Source organism: Georhizobium sp. MAB10 (assembly GCF_045012825.1).
In the GTDB taxonomy this organism is placed as follows: Bacteria; Pseudomonadota; Alphaproteobacteria; order Rhizobiales; family Rhizobiaceae; genus Georhizobium; species Georhizobium profundi.
In genome coordinates, this window is the sequence record NZ_CP118314.1 from 657,766 (window position 1) to 675,586 (window position 17,821).

General features: G+C 62.2%; 16 protein-coding genes. 13 read left to right on the plus strand and 3 right to left on the minus strand.

The window, feature by feature from the left end; genetic code table 11:
- Positions 1 to 2: 2 nt before the first annotated feature.
- Together PU133_RS03030 and PU133_RS03035 are read right to left on the minus strand one after the other, a co-directional pair.
- The gene (locus PU133_RS03030; protein WP_404863437.1) at positions 3 to 1,361 is read right to left on the minus strand and encodes a hypothetical protein; all 1,359 of its coding nucleotides are present in this window, start codon (positions 1,359 to 1,361) and stop codon (positions 3 to 5) included.
- Between the two features lie 126 nt (positions 1,362 to 1,487).
- Positions 1,488 to 1,967: a hypothetical protein gene (locus tag PU133_RS03035; protein ID WP_404863438.1), complete on the minus strand. Its 480-nt coding sequence runs from the start codon at positions 1,965 to 1,967 to the stop codon at positions 1,488 to 1,490.
- Between the two features lie 339 nt (positions 1,968 to 2,306).
- On the opposite strand from PU133_RS03035, the gene sdhC reads away from it, so the two are divergent.
- From sdhC to PU133_RS03060, 5 genes are read left to right on the plus strand one after another with little or no spacing between them, the layout of a single operon-like run.
- Positions 2,307 to 2,708: a succinate dehydrogenase, cytochrome b556 subunit gene (gene sdhC / locus PU133_RS03040; protein ID WP_126007605.1), complete on the plus strand. Its 402-nt coding sequence runs from the start codon at positions 2,307 to 2,309 to the stop codon at positions 2,706 to 2,708.
- Positions 2,709 to 2,717: 9 nt separating this feature from the next.
- Complete coding sequence (sdhD, locus tag PU133_RS03045) at positions 2,718 to 3,098, plus strand: succinate dehydrogenase, hydrophobic membrane anchor protein (protein ID WP_126007607.1); 381 nt, start codon at positions 2,718 to 2,720, stop codon at positions 3,096 to 3,098.
- 7 nt (positions 3,099 to 3,105) lie between these two features.
- On the plus strand, positions 3,106 to 4,956 hold the full coding sequence (gene sdhA, locus PU133_RS03050) for a succinate dehydrogenase flavoprotein subunit (RefSeq protein ID WP_126007609.1): 1,851 nt from the start codon (positions 3,106 to 3,108) through the stop codon (positions 4,954 to 4,956).
- Positions 4,957 to 4,971: 15 nt separating this feature from the next.
- Positions 4,972 to 5,751, plus strand: coding sequence for a succinate dehydrogenase iron-sulfur subunit (locus tag PU133_RS03055; RefSeq protein ID WP_404863439.1), 780 nt, complete (start codon positions 4,972 to 4,974; stop codon positions 5,749 to 5,751).
- Positions 5,752 to 5,757: 6 nt separating this feature from the next.
- Positions 5,758 to 6,837, plus strand: coding sequence for a glycosyltransferase family 4 protein (locus PU133_RS03060; RefSeq protein ID WP_404863440.1), 1,080 nt, complete (start codon positions 5,758 to 5,760; stop codon positions 6,835 to 6,837).
- Between the two features lie 62 nt (positions 6,838 to 6,899).
- Here the strand turns inward: PU133_RS03060 and PU133_RS03065 are convergent, their stop codons facing one another.
- Positions 6,900 to 7,337, minus strand: a complete 438-nt coding sequence (locus tag PU133_RS03065) for an OsmC family protein (protein ID WP_404863441.1) — start codon at positions 7,335 to 7,337, stop codon at positions 6,900 to 6,902.
- 154 nt (positions 7,338 to 7,491) lie between these two features.
- Between PU133_RS03065 and msrA the strand changes: the two genes are divergently transcribed.
- The 8 genes from msrA (at position 7,492) to odhB (ending at position 17,785) form a co-directional block, all read left to right on the plus strand.
- Entirely contained in the window at positions 7,492 to 8,115 is a 624-nt protein-coding gene (gene msrA / locus PU133_RS03070) for a peptide-methionine (S)-S-oxide reductase MsrA (RefSeq protein WP_404863442.1), read from the plus strand.
- 156 nt (positions 8,116 to 8,271) lie between these two features.
- Positions 8,272 to 8,808 carry a protease inhibitor Inh/omp19 family protein gene (locus PU133_RS03075; RefSeq protein ID WP_126007617.1) on the plus strand — a complete coding sequence of 179 codons (537 nt, stop codon included), beginning with the start codon at positions 8,272 to 8,274 and terminating at the stop codon, positions 8,806 to 8,808.
- Positions 8,809 to 8,865: 57 nt separating this feature from the next.
- Entirely contained in the window at positions 8,866 to 10,026 is a 1,161-nt protein-coding gene (gene zapE, locus PU133_RS03080) for a cell division protein ZapE (protein ID WP_404863443.1), read from the plus strand.
- 162 nt (positions 10,027 to 10,188) lie between these two features.
- Entirely contained in the window at positions 10,189 to 11,151 is a 963-nt protein-coding gene (gene mdh / locus PU133_RS03085) for a malate dehydrogenase (protein WP_404863444.1), read from the plus strand.
- A 47-nt stretch (positions 11,152 to 11,198) separates the two neighbouring features.
- Positions 11,199 to 12,392, plus strand: a complete 1,194-nt coding sequence (sucC, locus tag PU133_RS03090; protein ID WP_404863445.1) for an ADP-forming succinate--CoA ligase subunit beta — start codon at positions 11,199 to 11,201, stop codon at positions 12,390 to 12,392.
- Between the two features lie 21 nt (positions 12,393 to 12,413).
- Positions 12,414 to 13,325 carry a succinate--CoA ligase subunit alpha gene (sucD, locus tag PU133_RS03095; RefSeq protein ID WP_404863446.1) on the plus strand — a complete coding sequence of 304 codons (912 nt, stop codon included), beginning with the start codon at positions 12,414 to 12,416 and terminating at the stop codon, positions 13,323 to 13,325.
- Between the two features lie 146 nt (positions 13,326 to 13,471).
- The gene (locus PU133_RS03100; protein WP_404863447.1) at positions 13,472 to 16,480 is read left to right on the plus strand and encodes a 2-oxoglutarate dehydrogenase E1 component; all 3,009 of its coding nucleotides are present in this window, start codon (positions 13,472 to 13,474) and stop codon (positions 16,478 to 16,480) included.
- A 57-nt stretch (positions 16,481 to 16,537) separates the two neighbouring features.
- Positions 16,538 to 17,785, plus strand: coding sequence for a 2-oxoglutarate dehydrogenase complex dihydrolipoyllysine-residue succinyltransferase (odhB, locus tag PU133_RS03105; protein ID WP_404863448.1), 1,248 nt, complete (start codon positions 16,538 to 16,540; stop codon positions 17,783 to 17,785).
- Positions 17,786 to 17,821 lie beyond the last annotated feature (36 nt).

Below are 17,821 nucleotides of genomic sequence, written 5' to 3' on the forward strand. Positions count from 1 at the left end.
CGTCAGCTGCCTTCCTTGCGGGTGCGGGGATTTGCGGCCTGCACGATCGGCATGATCTTGTCGCTCACCCGCGACGGCGCACCGGTCTGGGCCTCAGGGCGCTCTGTCGCATCCCGCGCTGCTGCCGGCGCCGGCACGTTTTCTTGCTGGTCCACTTCCGGTTCCGGGGCCGACGGGATGCCCGAAAGCGCCCTGTGAACTTCCATCGCGGCGATCAGATCAGCTGCGCTGACGCGCTCGGCATAGGGCAGGCGCCGCTCCGCATCGCGCAGCACGGCATGGGCCACCGCAAGCATGAGGACGAGCACCGATGGCAGCAAATCGATCGAGATCGCACCGGCCCAGCTTGGAATGAAATCTCCTGCGTAACGCAGCACGGCTTCAGCGCTCGACATCGGCACGAAACGGCGTTCAGCAACGGGCTCGCGCGCCAGGATGTCGTCGGCAGCCTGCGACAGAACGAGCGACTGGGCAGCGACAGATTCCTGAATTGAGCCCATCACACGGTCCTGGCGATCGACAAGGCCCAGATCCCCGCCGTCGGCGATCGGTGCGATGAAGCCCAGGGAAAGATCTTCCGCCGCGCGTTTGACGGACGGTGCGACCGACGTTTGCTCCATGGCGGAAATCACGCCGGCCAGCATGACCGCGTTTTCCGCAAACGAATCGGCACGTGGCTCGATCGCGCCGCTGGCGGAGACGAGACTGCGCATGGCGACCAGATGCTCCTGCCCGGTTTCGAACAGCGTCTGCGCCTCGTCGCGCGAAGAGGCGATGCTGCTTTCGAGTTCACGGAGCTGGCTCGACATCTGGCTCAGAAGTTGAACGACGCTGCCGGATCCAGATGTGCCGGTGAGCGCGCCGCTTTCGCGTTCCTGCGCGGCCAGACGGGCAAAGCGTTCGGAGGCGAGCTGGATATCGGGCAAAAGACTCTGTGCCGCGAGGGCGTTCTCGTGAGCGCGATCGAGGTCGGACGTATAGTCCTGAAGGGTGACGGCGAGGTGCTGCTCGAGCGCCGCCGAACCGGCAAGAGCGGCCGCGTTCAACCAGGACGACATCGCGATGATCATCACGCTGCCGAGCGCCATCACGCCGAGAAGAGCTGCGCGTGCCGATGCGCTCGCCACATGCGGAAAGAGCCGCATCAAATAAGTCCAGAAGGCGTAGATGCCGACTGATACGGCCGCGGAGTAGATGATGGCGGCAAAGAAGACGATGGTGGCCGTTCCATCCAGAAGGCCACGCACGCCGAGATAGGTGTAGACGCCGCTGGCCAGCGCCAATGTCGCCAGCGCGAACCGCGTCATCGTTTCCAGCTTGCCGAGCGAATCCCGCAGCTGTGTAACCAAAGCACCTGACATCAACATCCAACCCCGACGATAATGGGTGCCCAGTCTCTGCCGAAACGGGACGAATTCAAGGCCACTTCGCAACGAGGACGAGGCAGCTCATCACGGTTTAGTCAGAGCGACCCGCCGCGCGCCGGCTCACTGCGGTCGGATCACACAGACGCCGGCTTCGTCCGAACAGGCCGAGTTGCCGCTTGCCGGGCTTACGACCTTGGGACCGGCCGACAGAGGTTCGAGGCTCTCGAGCCGGGAGCGATGCGTGTCGCGACGGTCGATGTAGTAATAATTGCCGTTGCCGCGATCCCGGTAACCGGAAACGTTGCCGGTAAACGTGCCGCCCCGCGGCGACGAACCGTACCGGTCACGGCGGTCTCTGTCGGCACGTTGCGAGCGGTCACGTTCGCCCCAGCGCCGATGATAGTCGCGGTCGCCGTCGCGGCGGCCATATCGGTGGTCGCGATCATGACTGCGGCTTCGGCTGAGATCGGCATTGAAGCGGCTGTTCAACCCTTGAGGGCTGGCGAGATCCGATTGCGCATGCGCGATCGTCGCCGGCATTGCTGCAAATGCGAGAACCGCTGCCAACGCCGCTGACAGAATTCGCAAACGCTGAGACATGTCGAACTCCTCAAAATCGGCCACCCGAAAGCCCTTGGAGGACTGAAGATGGCGTCGTGAGGGCATAATGTCACGCCTGCGGCTGCGAATTGTTACAATATCGTTAAGACCGCAACCGCAAGAGCCGGTCTTCGACAAAGTGTTGACAATCCGTTGGCTGTTTCAATCGATTAACCGCAAGTCTCTGATTTTTCGAGCATTCGGCTCGCCATATTTTGGCTAAAGTGCAACAAACGCGCTTTGACGCGCTGCACATAACAGATTAAAACGCTTCCAAACTTTCAAAGAGCCGCTTCCCGCTTCGGCCTTGTGCGCCGGGGGAAACGTGATGAGGTCATAATGGCAAGCGCGACAGGAACGAAGCGAGAGCGCCCGCTTTCGCCGCATCTCACGATCTATCGACCCTACCCGACCATGGTGATGTCGATCGTCCATCGTATCACCGGTGGCGCGCTTTACGTCGGCACCTTCTTCGTGGCGTGGTGGCTGGTGGCAGCAGCCTCCGGCGAGGCCTATTTCAACTGGGTGAACGGCATTCTGGGCTCGGTGCTCGGTCTCATCGTGCTCTTCGGCTACACCTGGGTGCTGGTTCATCACATGGCCGGCGGCATTCGCCATCTCGTGTGGGACACCGGCAAGGGTCTCGAGAAAGAGACCGCTACCACGTTCGCGTGGGTCACGCTCGCCGCATCCGCATCGCTCACCGTGATCATCTGGATCGCGGTCTTCATCGTTCGCTAGGAGGCGTCCATGTCCTTGCGCACCCCACTCGGCAGAGTTCGCGGCCTTGGTTCCGCCCGTGAAGGCACGGAGCACTTCTGGCGCCAGCGCCTGACGGCAGTCGCCAACATTCCGCTGATCGTCTTCTTCGTCGTCTTCCTCGTCGCCCATACCGGCGCACCTTACGCAGAGGTGACGGCGTCATTGTCCAACCCGATCGTCGCCGTGCTCATGGGCATGGTTCTCGTCTCGGCGCTCATTCACATGCGCATCGGTATGCAAGTGATCATCGAGGACTATATCCACGGCGAAGGCGCCAAGGTGGCGCTGCTGATGCTCAATACATTCTTCACCGTGCTGGTCGGCGCATTGTCGATCTTTGCGGTTCTCAAGCTCGGCTTTGGAGGCTGAACGCTCAATGGGTCAGACAAACGGACATGCGGCACCGGGCCAGAACGGCCGCGCCTATGAATTCGTCGATCACGCATTCGATGTCGTCGTCGTCGGTGCCGGCGGCGCCGGATTGCGTGCAACACTCGGTATGGCGGAGCAGGGGCTGAAAACTGCCTGCATCACCAAGGTGTTTCCGACGCGCTCGCACACGGTTGCAGCCCAGGGCGGCATCGCTGCCAGCCTGCGCAACATGACGCCGGACAGCTGGCAGTGGCACATGTACGACACCGTCAAGGGCTCCGACTGGCTCGGCGACGTCGACGCCATGCAGTATCTCGCCATGGAAGCGCCGAAGGCGGTCTATGAGCTCGAGCATTACGGCGTGCCCTTCTCCCGTACGGAAGACGGTCGCATCTACCAGCGCCCATTCGGCGGCCACATGCAGAACTTCGGCGAAGGCCCTCCCGTGCAGCGCACCTGTGCCGCAGCCGACCGCACCGGCCACGCCATTCTGCATACGCTCTACGGCCAGTCGCTGAAGAACAACGCGGAGTTCTTCATCGAGTATTTCGCGATCGATCTGATCATGTCGGACGATGGCCAGTGCACGGGCGTGATTGCCTGGAACCTGGACGACGGCACGATCCATCGCTTCGCGGCCAAGATGGTCGTGCTCGCCACCGGCGGCTATGGCCGCTCCTATTTCTCCGCCACCTCTGCCCACACCTGCACCGGTGACGGCAACGGGATGATTGCACGCGCTGGCCTGCCGCTGCAGGACATGGAGTTCGTGCAGTTCCACCCGACCGGCATCTACGGCGCGGGCTGCCTCATCACCGAGGGCGCACGCGGCGAGGGCGGCTATCTGGTCAACGGGGAAGGCGAGCGCTTCATGGAGCGCTACGCTCCGTCGGCCAAGGACCTTGCCTCGCGCGACGTCGTCTCGCGCTGCATGACGATGGAGATCCGTGAAGGCCGCGGCGTCGGCAAGAACAAGGATCACATCTACCTGCATCTCGACCATCTGGATCCGGCCGTTCTTCACGAGCGCCTGCCGGGCATTTCGGAAAGCGCGAAGATCTTTGCCGGCGTCGACGTGACCCGCGAACCGATCCCGGTTCTGCCGACCGTTCACTACAATATGGGCGGCATTCCCACGAATTATTGGGGCGAAGTGCTGAACGCCAATTCGGAAAACCCAGAGCGGCTGGCACCGGGCCTGATGGCTGTCGGCGAGGCCGGTTGCGCGTCGGTTCACGGAGCCAACCGTCTTGGTTCGAACTCGCTGATCGACCTCGTCGTCTTTGGTCGCGCCGCCGCGATCCGCGCTGGCCAAATCATCGACCGCGACAGTGCGATCCCGTCGATCAACGAGGCGCAGTCCGAGCGCATCATGGATCGCTTCGACAGGCTGCGTCACGCCAACGGCTCCTCGCCGACGGCCGAGGTTCGCGGCACGATGCAGCGCATCATGCAGGAAGACGCCGCCGTTTTCCGCACGCAGGAATCGCTGGAATCGGGCTGCAAGCGCATGAGCCAGCTCTGGGGCGCGCTCGGCGACCTCAAGGTCACCGACCGGTCGATGATCTGGAATTCGGATCTCGTGGAAACGCTCGAGCTCGAAAACCTCATGGCGTGCTCGATCACGACGGTCTACGGCGCGGAAGCCCGCAAGGAAAGCCGCGGCGCCCATGCCCGTGAAGACTACAAGGACGGCCCGCTCGGCGGCCGCGACGACGAAAACTGGCGCAAGCATACGCTCGCCTGGGTCGATGACAGCGGCGGCATTAAGCTCGACTATCGCCCCGTGCATACGGAGCTGATCGCCGAAGGCATCGCGATGGAGAAGATCGCGCCGAAGGCGCGCGTCTACTGATCAGGAAAAGCCAACATGGTTGAACTCGCACTCCCCAAGAACTCGCAGATTTCCGAAGGCAAGACCTGGCCGAAGCCGGCGGGCGCCGGGAATCTCCGCGAGTACAAGGTTTATCGCTGGTCGCCGGACGACGACGCCAATCCGCGCATCGACACCTATTACGTCGATGTCGACGATTGCGGACCGATGGTTCTCGACGCGCTGCTGTGGATCAAGAACAAGATTGACCCGACGCTGACGCTGCGCCGTTCCTGCCGCGAGGGCATCTGCGGCTCGTGCGCGATGAACATCGACGGCACGAACACGCTTGCCTGCACCAAGGGCGCCGACGACATCAACGGTGCCGTCAAGATCTATCCGCTGCCGCACCTGCCGGTCGTCAAGGATCTCGTGCCCGACCTCACGACCTTCTATGCCCAGCACAGGTCGATCGAGCCGTGGCTGAAGACGGTTTCGCCGACGCCGGCCAAGGAATGGAAGCAGAGCAAGGACGACCGGGCGAAGCTCGACGGCCTTTACGAATGCATCCTGTGCGCCTGCTGCTCGACCTCCTGCCCGAGCTACTGGTGGAACGGGGATCGTTACCTCGGCCCCGCCGTGCTCCTGCAGGCCTATCGCTGGCTGATCGACAGCCGGGACGAGGCGACCGGCGAGCGTCTGGACAATCTGGAAGACCCGTTCCGTCTTTACCGTTGCCACACGATCATGAACTGCGCTCAGACCTGCCCGAAAGGCCTGAACCCGGCGAAGGCGATTGCCGAAATCAAGAAGATGATGGTGGAGCGGAGGGTCTAGCAACCCGTGAGGGTTCTGACACTCAACAGGGGTCGATCGAGACTGAACCTCTCGATCGAGCCGGTCCTCGAGCAGCGCGGCGTGGAATTTCACCACATCGCACTCGACGAGGTGCAGTGTCCCAGCGGCAGCAAGATCTCTCAAAAGCTCCAGAGCTACTTTTCGCGCCAGGCCATCGGGTCCATTCGTGCTGCCGTCGACGAATTTCGCCCCGATCTCCTGCATGTCATGGCTGGTCGGTCCACGGCGCTGCTGGCCGTGCAGGCGCTGCGCTCGCGGCCAGACATTCCCATTGTTCTCTATCATGGCGCGATCGGCGGGTTGAACGTCGCGAGCCCCATCGAATGGGCAACCTATTTCAACAGCCGCATCGCCAAGATCGCCGTGCCGTCGCATGCATTGGTGAACAATTGGCTGGGGCGGCCATTGCTCGGCAAGCTGATCGGAGCCGACAGGCTCTCAGTGCTGCCGCATCCTGTCGAAGTGCCGGAGCGGCTCGACGATGAGGTGCGCGCAAAGCTGCGCGCTGCCTTCGGCTTGAAACCGGACGACATCGTCATCGGCTCCGTCTGCAGCATCAGGCCCGTGAAGAATCTGGAGTTCCTGGCGCGGGTCGTGCGCGACATCGGTTCACCTTACAAACTGCTGATCATCGGGGGTGGTGACGCCGGCGAGATCGAGGCGCTGGAAGAGATCGGCGGCGACAGCATCGACGTTGCGGGCTTTCGTCCGGGCGCAGCGAAGCTGATGCCGATCTTCGATATCTACGCGACCCCGACGCGACCGGCCGGCGAATCCTTCGGCCTGGCGCCGGCGGAAGCCATGGCGGCTGGCGTTCCGGTCCTGACGATGAATTACGGGGGCACCGCGGAGATCGTCGAGCATGGCGTATCGGGCTTCTCGCTGACCGCGGATCCTGCCGACTGGGCGGCATCCATTGTGCAGCTGCAAGACCCGGACGTCAGGCGCAGGATGGGTGAGGCGGCGCGGGAGCGGATCCAGCAACGCTTCTCGCCCGAGATTATCGCGGATGTTTGCGAGGAGCTCTATAGGCTCGTGTCCGCTCGAAACGCAGTTCACACGTGAAAAAGCCGCCGGCCGGAGGGCCGACGGCTTAGGTCATCGTCTTAGAGAGACGGCTGCCGTGGTCAGCCGAGCTTGGCGTCGAGCGTGACCTTGATCGCGCCGTAGGCCTTGGAGACCGGGCAAGTATCCTTTGCCTGTTTGGCGAGCCGCTGGAAATCATCTTCGCTGATGCCGGGAACGCTGCCGACCAGAGTCAGCACGCTTTCCGTGATCTCGAAACCGCCACCTTCAGCTTCCTGGACGTTCACGACGGCCTTGGCATCCAGCTTGTCGGCCGGCGTGCCGTTCTCGGCAAGATAGTGGGAGAGCTGCATGGCGAAGCAGCCTGCGTGGGCGGCGGCCATCAGTTCCTCGGGATTGGTGCCGGACTTGCCTTCTTCGTCCTGAAAGCGGCCCTTGAAAGAATAGGGGGTCTTGGAGAACGCGCCACTTTGCGTGTCGAGGGTGCCTTTGCCGTCAACCAGCGCACCTTGCCATACGGCGTTTGCGTGCCTTTTCATTCCAATCACCTCTCTGTTGGGGGAAATTCACTCCAGAAACGATCGGGTGGCGGTGCGGTTCCGGACGAACTCATCACACGCTCGTGCAAAGCGTTGAATTGCAAAGCAGGATCGGTGAACTAGTTTGATAGCCATGGTCGAAGGAGGATTTCCCATGCGCTTGCCAATCAATACCGCCATGTTGCTCGCCGGTGCGGCCACCGCACTCCTCTTTGCCGGCGGCGCTTCGCAAGCGCAGGAGCAGGCCAAGGCCATCTTCGCCGGCGGCTGCTTCTGGTGTGTGGAATCGGATTTCGACAAGGTTGCCGGCGTCACGTCGACCATTTCTGGCTATATCGGCGGCTCCAGCGACAACCCGACATATGAGAACCACACGGCAGACGGTCACCGCGAGGCTGTCGAGATCACCTACGATCCCAGCCAGACCGATTTCGAAACATTGCTGGCTACCTTCTGGCGGACCGTGGATCCGACAGACGATGGCGGCCAGTTCTGCGACCGAGGCTTCAGCTACACGACGGCGATCTATGCCGTGGACGGCGAGCAGGCGACACTGGCCGAGCAGTCGAAGGCGGAAGCCGAGGCGGCACTCGGTCAACCGATCGTGACCGAAGTGGTGGAAGGCCAGACCTTCTGGCCGGCGGAAGACTACCATCAGGACTACTACGTCAAGAATCCGGTCCGCTATAACTACTATCGCCGCGCGTGCGGGCGGGACGTTCGCCTGGTCCAGCTCTGGGGCAACGAGGCGATGCAGGGTGTCATGGCCAAAAACTGAACACCGACTGTGCCATTTTGTTGCAAAATTCGCACAGGGTTGCTGCTTCTCTCGCCTGCACTTCTTGCAAAATGGACCTTTGATCCCTCTTATGGGTTTCGAAGGGCAGAGGGTCGGCTAAAGGCCCCGCGCGTAGGCGTTGCAAGGAGACCATGAATGCGCATTTCCATCGCCATCACGATCGCTATGGCTGGTCTGGCGATTGCCGGCTGCCAGCGGACATCACCCGGCCCGATGCCGCAGCAGCAGGCAGCGGTGCTGCCGCCGCCGATCAACCCGGCACCGCTTGGTGGTGTTCAGTCGAGCCAGCTGCCACCGCCTTCCGCAACCGAATTTCCGAGTGCACCGGCTTCCACGACGCCTGATCCGGCTGCGGCCAACCAGGCTTTCGAAACCGCTGCTGCCTCTGCGCCTGCCGTTTCGCGCGAGGCACTGCTCGGCACGTGGCAGACTGCCGTCAATGGCGGCAACTGCCAGCTGGCGCTCTCGCTCACCCAGTGGACCGGCGGTTACCGCGCGGCGTCGCTGCGGTGCCCTGGCGAGGCTGCAAACATCGCGTCGTGGGATGTCTCGGGCAACCAGGTCGTTCTCAACGACCGGGATGGCAACAATGTCGCGCGGCTCTACCAGGCCGGCGCCCAGAACTATCAGGGAACGCTGAGTTCGGGTGGCTCGATCACGCTTTCGCGCTGATTTGTGCGCCGGCTCCCGCTTCAGGTGGCCGGCGAATGCCCAGCTCGGTTCGGCTGAATGGATACCAGAACATATGTGAGTGTCGCCGAGCGCTATGAAGCGCTCTGCGCCGCCGGTCGGATCGAACGCGACGCGCGCCAGGAGAAGTTGGCACGCGCCCTTGATCGCGTCTTGACCGAGGTTCGGGAAAAGCGGGTTTCGACGAAATCCAGTGCGCTGGGCTGGTTGTTCGCCAAGCGCAGGCCCGTACAGGATTTTCCAAAAGGGCTCTATGTCTTTGGCGGCGTCGGTCGCGGCAAGACAATGATGATGGATCTTTTCCTGGCAACGCTGCCGGTGCGGCGCAAGCGGCGGGTGCATTTCCACGATTTTATGTCGGATGTGCATGGACGGATCCAGGCGCATCGAGCGGCGCTGAAGCGCGGCGAGGTCAAGGAGGACGATCCGATCCCGCCGGTGGCGCGCGCCATCCACGAGGAAGCCTGGGTGCTTTGCTTCGACGAATTCTCCGTCACGGACATTGCGGATGCGATGATCCTGGCGCGGCTGTTCGAGCAATTGTTCAAGCTCGGTACCGTGCTGGTGACCACATCGAACGTGCATCCGGATGATCTTTACCGTGAGGGCCTCAACCGCGATCTGTTCCTGCCCTTCGTCGATCTCTTGAAGACGAGGGTCGAACTTTTCGATCTCGATGGCGATACCGACTATCGGCTGCTCAAGCTGACGCGCCGGCCGGTCTACATGACGCCGCTCGATGCGGATGCCGACGAGATGTTCGATCAAGCATGGGCCGAGCAGGTCGATGGTTTGACCGTGCAGCCCGAGAGGATCAAGCATCGCGGTCGGGAAATTCTGGTGCCGGCCGCGGCTAATGGTGCTGCCCGGTTCAGCTTCGACGACCTGTGCCGAAATCCGCTCGGGGCGTCGGATTATCGCGCCATCGCCGACCGATACGAAACGATCTTCGTCAGCCATGTGCCGGTGCTCAAGCGCGCGGAGCGCAACGAAGCCAAACGCTTCATCATGCTGATCGATACGCTCTACGACATGAAATCACGGCTCGTCGTCTCGGCAGCGGCGGAACCAGACGCTCTTTATGCTGCCAAGGACGGGACGGAGGGCTTCGAGTTTGCCCGCACGGCATCCCGGCTGATCGAGATGCAAAGTGTAGACTACCTGAAAGAAAGTCGTGAGCGAAACGCACGAGCTGCGTAAAAACTCTTACCCTTACGTAAATCAGCGAGTATATAACCGTTTGAAATCGTTGGGCGCCAAAGTTTTGGTTGCCATTTTTGCCTCATCCGTCTATCCCCGGGGCGACTTTTCCGGGGAGCTTCAGGGCTCCCCTATGGCTCCACAGACAGGGGATTTCCATACATGGCGCGTAACAAGATCGCTCTCATCGGTTCCGGCATGATCGGCGGCACGCTTGCCCATCTGATCGGCCTCAAGGAACTCGGGGACGTCGTGTTGTTCGACATCGCCGAAGGCACGCCGCAGGGCAAGGCGCTCGACATCGCCGAAAGCTCGCCGGTCGATGGCTTCGACGTCAGGCTCAAGGGCGCGAACGACTATTCTGCGATCGAAGGTGCCGATGTGTGCATCGTCACCGCAGGTGTGCCGCGCAAGCCCGGCATGAGCCGCGACGATCTTCTGGAAATCAACCTCAAGGTCATGGAGCAGGTCGGCGCCGGCATCGCGAAATACGCGCCTGACGCCTTCGTCATCTGCATCACCAACCCGCTCGACGCGATGGTCTGGGCCCTGCAGAAATTCTCCGGCATGCCGAAGAACAAGGTCGTCGGCATGGCCGGCGTTCTGGACTCGTCGCGCTTCCGTTACTTCCTCGCCGAGGAGTTCAAGGTCTCGGTCGAAGACGTCACGGCCTTCGTGCTCGGCGGCCACGGCGACACGATGGTGCCGCTCGCGCGCTACTCCACCGTTGCCGGCATTCCGCTGACGGACCTCGTCGACATGGGTTGGGTCACCAAGGATCGCCTGGAAGAAATCATCCAGCGTACCCGTGACGGTGGTGCCGAGATCGTCGGCCTGCTCAAGACCGGTTCGGCCTATTATGCGCCGGCTGCGTCTGCGGTCGTGATGGCGGAATCCTACCTCAAGGACAAGAAGCGCGTCCTACCTTGCGCTGCGTATCTCTCCGGCCAGTACGGCGTGAACGACATGTATGTCGGCGTGCCGACTGTCATCGGCGCCGAGGGTATCGAGCGTATCATCGAGATCGAACTGAATTCCGCCGAGCAGAAGGCCTTCGACAAGTCCGTCGAGTCCGTTGCCGGTCTGTGTGAAGCCTGCCGCAAGATCGCTCCCTCCCTCGCTTGATTTGGCTTCCGTCCGATCTGGCAACCTGAAACCACAGGAACCCTCTCATGAATATCCACGAGTATCAGGCCAAGCGCCTCCTCGGCACATTCGGTGCGCCGATCGCCGAAGGGGTCGCCGTCTACTCCCCTGAGCAGGCGGAAGAATGGGCAGCCAAGCTGCCCGGACCGCTCTATGTGGTGAAGAGCCAGATCCATGCCGGCGGCCGCGGTAAGGGCAAGTTCAAAGAACTCGGCCCTGACGCCAAGGGCGGCGTTCGCCTTGCGAAGTCGACGGAAGAAGTCGTCGCTTTCGCCAAGGAAATGCTCGGCAACACACTGGTGACGAAGCAGACCGGCCCGGCCGGCAAGGTCGTCAACCGCCTCTACATCGAAGATGGCGCGGACATCGAGCGCGAGCTTTACCTCTCGATCCTGGTCGACCGTTCGGTTGGCCGGCCTGCCTTCGTCGTATCGACCGAAGGCGGAATGGACATCGAGGCCGTCGCCGAAGAAACGCCGGAGAAGATCGTCAATGTCGCGATCGATCCCGAGCAGGGCGTGACGGATGCGGATTCCGCGAAGCTGTGCGATGCGCTGGAGCTGAAGGACGAGGCGCGCGCCGATGGCATGACGCTCTTCCCGATCCTCTACAAGGCGTTCATGGAGAAGGACATGAGCCTTCTCGAGGTGAACCCGCTCATCGTCATGAAGAACGGTCGCCTGCGCGTCCTGGATGCCAAGGTGTCGTTCGACGGCAATGCGCTCTTCCGCCACGACGACATCCGCGAATTGCGCGACGAGACCGAGGAAGACGCCAAGGAAATCGAGGCCTCGAAGTGGGACCTCGCCTATGTGGCGCTCGACGGCAATATCGGCTGCATGGTCAACGGTGCCGGTCTCGCCATGGCGACGATGGACATCATCAAGCTCTACGGCAAGGAGCCGGCTAACTTCTGCGACGTTGGTGGTGGCGCATCCAAGGAAAAGGTCGCCGCGGCCTTCAAGATCATCACGGCCGATCCGCGCGTCGAAGGCATCCTCGTCAACATCTTCGGCGGCATCATGAAGTGCGACGTCATCGCCGAGGGTGTCGTCGCGGCCGTCAAGGAAGTCGGTCTCAAGGTGCCGCTCGTCGTGCGCCTCGAAGGCACCAATGTCGAGCTTGGCAAGAAAATCCTCAACGAGTCCGGACTCGCCATCACGGCTGCCGACGATCTCGACGACGCAGCGAAGAAGATCGTTGCGGCGGTCAACGGCTAACGGATTGAAGGATCAGGATTGATGTCCATTCTCGTCAACAAAGACACGAAGGTCCTCGTTCAGGGCCTGACCGGCAAGACCGGCACGTTCCACACGGAGCAGGCGCTCGCCTACCACGACACCAAGATGGTCGGCGGCATCCATCCCAAGAAGGGTGGTGAAACCTGGACCGGCGCAGTGAACGGCGGCTCGCGCGACCTGCCGATCTTCGCTTCGGTCGCTGAAGGCAAGGAACGCACCGGCGCCAACGCATCGGTCATCTACGTTCCGCCGGCCGGCGCAGCGGAAGCGATTATCGAAGCCATCGATGCCGAAATTCCGCTGATCGTCTGCATCACGGAAGGCATTCCGGTTTCCGACATGGTGAAGGTGAAGGCGCGGCTCGACCGCTCCTCGTCTCGCCTCATCGGCCCGAACTGCCCAGGTGTTCTCACGCCGGAAGAGTGCAAGATCGGCATCATGCCGGGCTCCATCTTCAAGAAGGGCTCCGTCGGCATCCTGTCGCGCTCGGGCACGCTCACCTATGAAGCTGTGTTCCAGACATCCAACGAAGGCCTCGGCCAGACGACGGCTGTCGGCATCGGCGGCGACCCGGTCAAGGGCACCGAGTTCATCGACGTGCTCGAGATGTTCCTCGCCGACGACGCGACGGAATCCATCATCATGATCGGTGAAATCGGCGGTTCCGCCGAAGAAGAAGCCGCTCAGTTCCTCAAGGACGAAGCAGCCAAGGGCCGCAAGAAGCCGATGGTCGGCTTCATCGCCGGCCGCACGGCGCCGCCCGGACGCACAATGGGCCATGCCGGCGCCGTAATTTCCGGCGGCAAGGGCGGAGCAGAAGACAAGATCGCGGCCATGGAATCGGCCGGCATCCGCGTCTCGCCGTCCCCCGCACAGCTCGGCAAGACGCTGGTCGAAGTCCTCAAGGGCTGACTTTTACGCAAGGGTGCTCGGGTTCGTCAGAAATCCGGTCACCCGCCCCGCGACGGGCACATTCGTCGCACAGAACGGGGCCGCTTTCGAAAGAGCGGCAGCACCCGAATCAACGAAGGAGGCGGAGCGATCCTCCGCAGGCACCGATGGCCAGGCAAGACGCCAACGAATTCTTTCAGTCCACGTCGTTCCTCTATGGCGCGAACGCCGCCTACATCGAGGAACTCTACGCTCGCTACCAGGACGATCCGGCCAGCGTGGATGGCGAGTGGCAGGCCTTTTTCGGTCAGCTGAAAGACGAGCCCGATAGCGCCCGCAAGGCAGCCGACGGTGCTTCGTGGAAGCAGAAGAACTGGCCGATCCATGCCAATGGCGAACTGGTATCGGCCATGGATGGCGACTGGGGCCGCGTCGAGAAGCACTTCGAGAAGAAGATTTCCACAAAGGGGTCTGCTTCGGCGGCGCCTGCCGCGGCCGGACAGCAGGCGCAGATGACCAGCGAGGAAGTGCTGCGCGCGACACGCGATTCGGTTCGCGCCATCATGATGATCCGCGCCTACCGTATGCGCGGCCACCTGCACGCCAAGCTCGATCCGCTCGGCATTGCCGAGGAGAACGAGGACTACAACGAGCTGTCGCCGGAGGCCTATGGCTTCACCGAGGCGGACATGGATCGCAAGATCTTCCTCGATAACGTCCTCGGTCTCGAATATGCGACCGTGCGCGAGATGCTCGACATCCTGAAGCGCACCTATTGCTCCACGATCGGCGTGGAGTTCATGCACATCTCCAATCCGGAAGAGAAGTCCTGGATCCAGGCCCGCATCGAAGGGCCGGACAAAGGCGTCGAGTTCACTGCGAACGGCAAGCGGGCCATCCTGCAGAAGCTGATCGAGGCCGAGGGCTTCGAGCAGTTCATCGACGTGAAGTACAAGGGCACGAAGCGCTTTGGCCTCGATGGCGGCGAAGCGCTCATTCCCGCGCTGGAACAGATCATCAAGCGCGGTGGCCAGCTCGGGCTCAAGGAAATCGTTCTGGGCATGCCGCACCGCGGCCGTCTCAACGTGCTGAGCCAGGTGATGGCGAAGCCGCACCGCGCGATCTTCCACGAGTTCAAGGGCGGTTCGTTCGCGCCTGACGATGTGGAAGGTTCGGGCGACGTGAAGTACCACCTCGGTGCTTCGTCGGACCGCGAATTCGACGGGAACAAGGTGCACCTGTCGCTGACGGCCAACCCGTCGCACCTGGAAATCGTCAATCCTGTCGTCATGGGCAAGGCGCGCGCCAAGCAGGACATTCTCTCCGGCTCGCCGCGCGATGAAATTGTGCCGCTCGAGACGCGGGCGCAGGTTCTGCCGCTGCTCTTACATGGCGATGCGGCCTTTGCGGGCCAGGGCGTCGTTGCCGAGTGTTTCGGCCTGTCGGGTCTTCGCGGCCACCGCGTTGCCGGTACGCTGCATTTCATCGTGAACAACCAGATCGGCTTCACGACCAACCCGCGTTTCTCGCGCTCCTCGCCCTATCCGTCCGACGTCGCGAAGATGATCGAGGCGCCGATCCTGCACGTGAATGGCGACGATCCGGAAGCCGTCGTCTATGCGGCCAAGATCGCTGCGGAATTCCGCATGACGTTCCACAAGCCGGTCGTCATCGACATGTTCTGCTACCGCCGCTTCGGCCACAACGAAGGCGACGAGCCGGCGTTCACGCAGCCGAAGATGTACAAGAAGATCCGCAGCCACGAGACCGTGGTGCAGATCTACTCCAAGAAGCTGATCGAAGAAGGTCACATAGATCTCGGTACGTTCGAGAAGATGAAGGCCGACTGGCGCGCGCATCTGGAACAGGAATTCGAGAGCGGCCAGTCCTACAAGCCCAACAAGGCCGACTGGCTGGACGGCGTCTGGTCGGGCATGCGCGTTGCCGACAATCAGGACGAGCAGCGCCGCGGCAAGACCGCCGTTCCGATGAAGACGCTGAAGGACATCGGCCGGAAGCTTTGCGAAGTGCCGGAAGGCTTCGAGACGCACCGCACGATCCAGCGGTTCCTGGCGAACCGCTCGCAGATGATCGAAAGCGGCGAAGGCATCGACTGGGCGACCGGCGAAGCGCTTGCCTTCGGCTCGCTGCTGCTTGACGGCCATCCCGTCCGATTGTCCGGCCAGGACGTGGAGCGTGGCACTTTCTCGCAGCGCCATTCGGTGCTCTACGACCAGCAGAGCGAAGACCGCTACATCTCGCTGAACAATCTCGCCAAGGGCCAGCAACTTTACGAAGTCATCAACTCGATGCTTTCGGAAGAGGCGGTGCTCGGTTTCGAATATGGCTACTCGCTGTCGGAGCCGAATGCGCTGACGCTCTGGGAAGCCCAGTTCGGTGACTTCGCCAATGGCGCGCAGGTCGTGTTCGACCAGTTCATCTCGTCGGGTGAGCGCAAGTGGCTGCGCATGTCGGGCCTCGTCTGCCTTCTGCCGCATGGCTACGAAGGGCAAGGCCCCGAGCATTCCTCGGCCCGCCTCGAGCGCTGGCTGCAGATGTGCGCGGAAGACAACATGCAGGTCGCGAACTGCTCAACGCCGGCTAACTACTTCCACATTCTGCGCCGGCAGATGAAGCGTGACTTCCGCAAGCCGCTGATCATGATGACGCCGAAGTCGCTCCTGCGCCACAAGCGCGCTGTGTCGACGCTGTCGGAACTCTCGGGCGAAACATCCTTCCACCGCCTGCTGTGGGACGACGCGGAAGTCCTGAAGAACGAGAAGATCAAGCTGCAGAAGGACAGCAAGATCCGTCGCGTCGTCATGTGCACCGGCAAGGTCTATTACGACCTTTACGAGGAGCGCGAAGCACGCGGCATCGACGACATCTACCTTCTGCGCCTGGAGCAGCTCTATCCGTTCCCGGCCAAGGCGCTCATCAACGAGCTGTCGCGCTTCCGGGGTGCGGAGATGGTGTGGTGCCAGGAAGAGCCCAAGAACATGGGCGCCTGGGCCTTCATCGATCCTTATCTCGAGTGGGTGCTCGCTCATATCGACGCGAAGTACCAGCGCGTGCGCTACACGGGCCGTCCGGCTGCCGCTTCGCCGGCGACGGGCCTCATGTCCAAGCACAAGGCGCAGCTCGACGCCTTCCTCGAAGATGCGCTCGGCGATTAAGCCGGGCGTCACTCGCCTCTCATCTCGATCCCCTATTGAACGGAAAAGCTGACAGCCATGGCCACCGAAATCCGCGTCCCGACATTGGGCGAATCCGTCTCCGAAGCCACGATCGGCACCTGGTTCAAGAAGGTTGGCGACACGATCACTGCCGACGAGCCGCTGGTCGAGCTTGAGACCGACAAGGTCACGGTCGAGGTGCCGGCACCGGCGTCCGGCACGCTGACGGAAATCCTGGCCCAGACGGGCGACACGGTCGAGGTCAACGCGCTGCTCGGCCAGATCGGCGCCGGATCGGGTGCTGCCGCCCAGCCGGCCAAGACGGAAGAGCCAAAGGCGGAAGCTCCGAAGGCCGAAGCTCCGAAGGCAGCTGAAGCCAAGCCAGCCGCCGAGCCTGCCGCAAAGTCCGGCGACATGCCGCCCGCACCGTCCGCCGCCAAGATGATGGCGGAGAAGAACGTTTCGGCCGATCAGGTTTCGGGCAGCGGCAAGCGTGGCCAGGTTCTCAAGGGCGACGTGATCGACGCGATCAACAAGGGCAGCTCGGCCGCACCGGCTGCAGAAGCACCGAAGGCGCCGCGCCCTGCTTCCAGTGAAGCCGACGAGTCCCGCGAAGAGCGCGTGAAGATGACGCGCCTGCGCCAGACGATCGCCAAGCGCCTCAAGGATGCGCAGAACACCGCTGCCATGCTGACCACCTACAACGAGGTGGACATGACGGCGGTCATGGATCTGCGCAAGAAGTACAAGGATCTCTTCGAGAAGAAGCACGGCGTGAAGCTCGGCTTCATGGGCTTCTTCACCAAGGCCGTGACGCACGCCTTGAAGGAGATTCCGTCCGTTAACGCCGAGATCGATGGCAACGACATCGTCTTCAAGAATTTCTGCCACATCGGCGTCGCCGTCGGCACCGACAAGGGCCTCGTCGTGCCGGTCGTGCGCGATGCGGACCAGATGTCGATTGCCGAGATCGAGCAGGAAATCGGTCGTCTCGGTGTTGCAGCACGTGACGGCAAGCTCGGCATGGCCGACATGCAGGGCGGCACCTTCACCATCTCGAACGGTGGCGTCTACGGTTCGCTGATGTCCTCGCCGATCCTGAATGCGCCGCAGTCGGGCATCCTCGGCATGCACAAGATCCAGGAGCGTCCGGTCGCGATCGGCGGCCAGGTCGTCATCCGTCCGATGATGTATCTGGCGCTTTCCTACGATCACCGCATCGTCGACGGCAAGGAAGCCGTCACCTTCCTGGTGCGCGTCAAGGAAAGCCTCGAAGATCCGGAGCGTCTCGTTCTCGACCTTTAGGAATAACAGCACGACGGCCGCGCTTCATCTTCAGCC